Raw genomic sequence first — 233 nt, 5'->3', positions numbered from 1 at the left:
ATGACCCCGACGGGACTCGAACCCGTGTTACCGCCGTGAAAGGGCGGTGTCTTAACCGCTTGACCACGGGGCCATGGCTCCACAGGTAGGACTCGAACCTACGACCGATCGGTTAACAGCCGATAGCTCTACCACTGAGCTACTGTGGATTAATTTGAATGGAGCGGGTGATGGGAATCGAACCCACAACATCAGCTTGGAAGGCTGAGGTTTTGCCATTAAACTACACCCGC

Annotated in this window: 3 tRNA genes; all 3 read right to left on the bottom strand. The window is 54.9% G+C overall.

The annotated features are described in order from the left end of the window. Nucleotide 1: 1 nt before the first annotated feature. The 3 genes from CD032_RS07250 to CD032_RS07240 all read right to left on the bottom strand — a co-directional run bounded on the left by CD032_RS07250 (nt 2) and on the right by CD032_RS07240 (nt 233). Nucleotides 2-73, bottom strand: a tRNA-Glu gene (locus CD032_RS07250). A 1-nt stretch (nt 74) separates the two neighbouring features. Further along, nucleotides 75-149: transfer RNA gene (locus CD032_RS07245), tRNA-Asn, on the bottom strand. 10 nt (nt 150-159) lie between these two features. Next, nucleotides 160-233 (bottom strand) — tRNA-Gly (locus tag CD032_RS07240).

This window comes from Staphylococcus cohnii subsp. cohnii, assembly GCF_002902365.1.
Classification (GTDB): Bacteria; Bacillota; Bacilli; order Staphylococcales; family Staphylococcaceae; genus Staphylococcus; species Staphylococcus cohnii.
The sequence above is the reverse complement of the archived record's forward strand: the minus strand, read 5'-3'. Positions and strand labels throughout refer to the sequence as shown.